The 3,215-nt window shown below is 69.3% G+C and carries 4 protein-coding genes; all 4 read left to right on the forward strand.

The genetic code is table 11. From position 1 onward, the window contains the following. Positions 1-89: 89 nt before the first annotated feature. The gene (locus ACFP9U_RS24450) at positions 90-776 is read left to right on the forward strand and encodes a cobalamin biosynthesis protein (RefSeq protein ID WP_378625413.1); all 687 of its coding nucleotides are present in this window, start codon (positions 90-92) and stop codon (positions 774-776) included. Then, complete coding sequence (gene cobM, locus ACFP9U_RS24455; protein ID WP_378625415.1) at positions 773-1,537, forward strand: precorrin-4 C(11)-methyltransferase; 765 nt, start codon at positions 773-775, stop codon at positions 1,535-1,537. Before ACFP9U_RS24450 ends, cobM begins: the two co-directional genes overlap by 4 nt. Further along, positions 1,534-2,340 (forward strand): uroporphyrinogen-III C-methyltransferase, encoded by an 807-nt coding sequence (gene cobA / locus ACFP9U_RS24460; RefSeq protein ID WP_378625417.1) that lies wholly within the window; start codon positions 1,534-1,536, stop codon positions 2,338-2,340. Before cobM ends, cobA begins: the two co-directional genes overlap by 4 nt. Continuing rightward, positions 2,337-3,215 (forward strand): cobyrinate a,c-diamide synthase (locus ACFP9U_RS24465; protein WP_378625419.1); only part of this gene is annotated, 879 nt, incomplete at its 3' end. The genes cobA and ACFP9U_RS24465, both read left to right, overlap by 4 nt.

Raw genomic sequence — 3,215 nt, forward strand, 5'->3', positions numbered from 1 at the left:
CGGATCGCGCTCTCCCGCGCGGCACCCCTCGGCGGGATGAGCGGCTGGCGTCCGGCCATGCCGGTCACCCAATGGGCCTGGAGGAAACCATGAGGGTCGCGGGGATCGGCTGCCGCAAAGGCGTGGCCGTGGGCGACGTGCTCGCGGCGGTGGAGGCGGCGCTGGCTGCGTCGTTGCAACAGCATCGGCCGACCCCCTCTCTTGTAAATTCCAAGGACTTGTGCGCTGCCCAAGCCCAGGAATTTACTTTCTCCCCCGCCAAGGGGGAGAAAGAGGCGCCGCTGCTGCGCCACAACTTGGCGGCGGTGGGGATTGATGGTCCCACTGATGCGGGCGCCTATCTCCCCCTTGGCGGGGGAGAAAGCGATTTCAACAGCTTAGCCGGAGCGAAGCGGAGGCTAAGTGTTAGAAATCGCAAGAGAGGGGGTTTGCCGATCCTTTCGGAAGATACGTCTCAATCCGACGGCGGGGCAGAGGCGCCACACCCGCAAATCGACGCCCTCGCCAGTGCTGCCTTAAAAGGAGACGAGCCTGGCATTGCCGCAGCGGCGGAATTTTTGGGATTACCTCTGATAACAGTTTCAGAATGCGATCTGCAGCGCGCCGCCGCCCGGTGCCTTACCCGCTCGGCCGCTTCCCTGGCCGCGACCGGCGTTCCTTCGCTCGCCGAGGCAGCCGCGCTCGCTGCAGTGGGCGAAGATGGGCGCCTTCTGGGCCCGCGTATCGCAACAGGCAACGTCACATGCGCCATCGCGCAAGACAGGGATGACACATGACCGTACATTTCATCGGCGCCGGCCCGGGGGCGGCGGATCTCATCACCGTCAGGGGACGTGACCTGCTCGCCCGCTGCCCGGTCTGCCTCTATGCCGGCTCCATAGTGCCCGGCGAGCTGCTCGCCCATTGTCCGGCCGATGCCCGGCTGGTCGATACAGCGCCCATGTCGCTCGACGAGATCGAGGCTGAATATCTGGCTGCCCACGAGGCGGGACACGACGTGGCGCGGCTGCATTCGGGAGACCTTTCGGTCTGGAGCGCGGTGGCCGAGCAGATCCGCCGGCTGGAGCGGCTCGGCATCGACTATACGCTCACGCCCGGCGTGCCGGCCTTCTCCGCCGCGGCAGCGGCGCTGGGGCGGGAGCTCACCATCCCGGAAGTCGCCCAGAGCCTCGTTCTGACGCGCGTTTCCGGCCGTGCCTCGAAGATGCCGGAAGGCGAGACGCTGGAAGCGTTCGGCCGCACGGGCGCCACACTCGCCATCCACCTCGCCATCCACAGGCTCGGGGAGATCGTGGCGGAGCTCACGCCTCTTTACGGGCGTGACTGCCCGGTGGTGATCGTCGCGCGTGCCACATGGCCGGACGAGCGCATCGTGCGCGGCACGCTGGCGACGATCGAGGGCGAGGTCGCACGCAGCCCGATCGAACGGACCGCCATCATCTTCGTCGGGCATGGCCTCGGCGCGGAAGGTTTTCGCGAGAGCGCGCTTTACGATGCCGCCTATCAGCGGCGCTTCAGGGGGCGGGAGGGTCCATGAGCCTCGGCGAGACCATAGCGCGGCTGGCTTACGCGCCGGCGGCCTTCGAGCCGGGCCATGTCTGGCTTGCCGGCGCGGGGCCGGGCGGGCTCGGCTGTCTGACGCTCGACGTGGTGGCCGCGCTCGGCCGGGCCGATACCGTCATCTACGATGCACTCGTCGAGCCGGATGTCTTGAAGGCGGCGGCGGGCGCGGAGCGTCTTTTCGTCGGCAAGCGCGGGGGCAAGCCCTCCACCCCGCAGGACGAGATCAACTGCCTGATGGTGGAACGAGCGCGGGCCGGCCGCCGCGTCTTGCGGCTGAAGGGCGGAGATCCGAACACTTTCGGCCGCGGCGGAGAGGAGGCGCTGGCGCTCGCGGAAGCCGGCATTCCCTTCCGCTTCCTGCCGGGCATCACCTCCGCCTTCGGAGCGCTCGCCGCGGCCGGCATTCCGGCCACGCTGCGCGGCGTCAACAAGGCCGTCATCCTTGCCACCGGCCATGGAGCGGGCACGGGGGACGATCTCGACTGGGCCGCGCTGGCGAAGACCGGCCAGCCGCTGGTCATCTACATGGGCATGCGCAACCTGGATCGGATCGCCGCCGCCCTGGCGGCGGGCGGGCTTGCGAAAACCACGCCGGCCGCCGTCCTCATGGCCGCGACCACGGCCGAGGAACGGGTGCTTATCGGCACGCTGGGCGAGATCGCAGAAGAGGCGCGCGCCAGGGGCTTCGGCGCACCGGCGCTGATCGTCGTGGGCGAGATCGTCGGCATGCGCGAAACACTGCACCGATTGCAAGAGGAAGGAGCATTGGCCTTATGACCACCCGTGGCCTCATCGTCGGCGCGCCGCGTTCCGGCTCCGGCAAGACCAGCGTCGCCATCGGCCTGATGCGGGCGTTGCGACGCCGGGGCCTTATCGTCGCCGGCGCCAAGTCGGGTCCGGACTACATCGACCCCGGCTTCCACGCCGCCGCGACCGGGCGACCGGGCGTCAATCTCGACAGTTGGGCGATGGCGCCCGGATTGCTGGACACCTTGCTTTCCAGACAGGCCGACGGCGCCGACGCGCTCATTGTGGAAAGCGCCATGGGGCTTTTCGACGGGGTGCGCACCGAGGACGGGCGCTCGGGTGCGGCCGCCGATCTCGCCCGGCGCCATCGGCTGCCGGCGCTGCTCGTGCTCGACATTTCCGGCCAGTCGCAGACGGCGGCGGCCGTCGCCCATGGCTTCGCCACCTTCGACCCGGACGTGAAGATCGCCGGCGTGGTGCTCAACCAGGTCGCCAGCGAACGGCACGAACGGCAGGCGCGCGAGGCCATCGAAGCGGCGGGACTTGCCGTCCTCGGCGCGATCTACCGCAATCCCGACATGGCGCTTCCCGAACGGCATCTGGGGCTCGTTCAGGCGAGCGAGCACGCCGCGCTCGAAGCTTTCATCGAGCGCCTGGCGGACGTCATGGAAAAATCGCTCGACCTCGACGCGATCCTGCGCGCCGCAGCCTCCCTCTCCGCCGCCGGAGAGGAGGAGGGGCACTTCCTGCCGCCGCCCGGCCAGCGCATCGCCATCGCGCAGGATGCAGCCTTCTCCTTCGTCTACCCCCATTCGGCCCGGCACTGGCGCGAGGCGGGGGCGGAGCTCATCCCCTTCTCGCCGCTCGCCGACGAGGCGCCGGAGGCTTCCTGCGACGCCTGCTGG

It is taken from the genome of Nitratireductor sp. GCM10026969 (genome assembly GCF_042660605.1).
Classification (GTDB): Bacteria; Pseudomonadota; Alphaproteobacteria; order Rhizobiales; family Rhizobiaceae; genus Chelativorans.

Coding starts and splice junctions, on each gene's coding strand:
- cobA (WP_378625417.1), top strand. CDS start 1,534: ATGAGCCTCGGCGAGACCATAGCGCGGCTGGCTTACGCGCCGGCGGCC.
- ACFP9U_RS24450 (WP_378625413.1), top strand. CDS start 90: ATGAGGGTCGCGGGGATCGGCTGCCGCAAAGGCGTGGCCGTGGGCGAC.
- cobM (WP_378625415.1), top strand. CDS start 773: ATGACCGTACATTTCATCGGCGCCGGCCCGGGGGCGGCGGATCTCATC.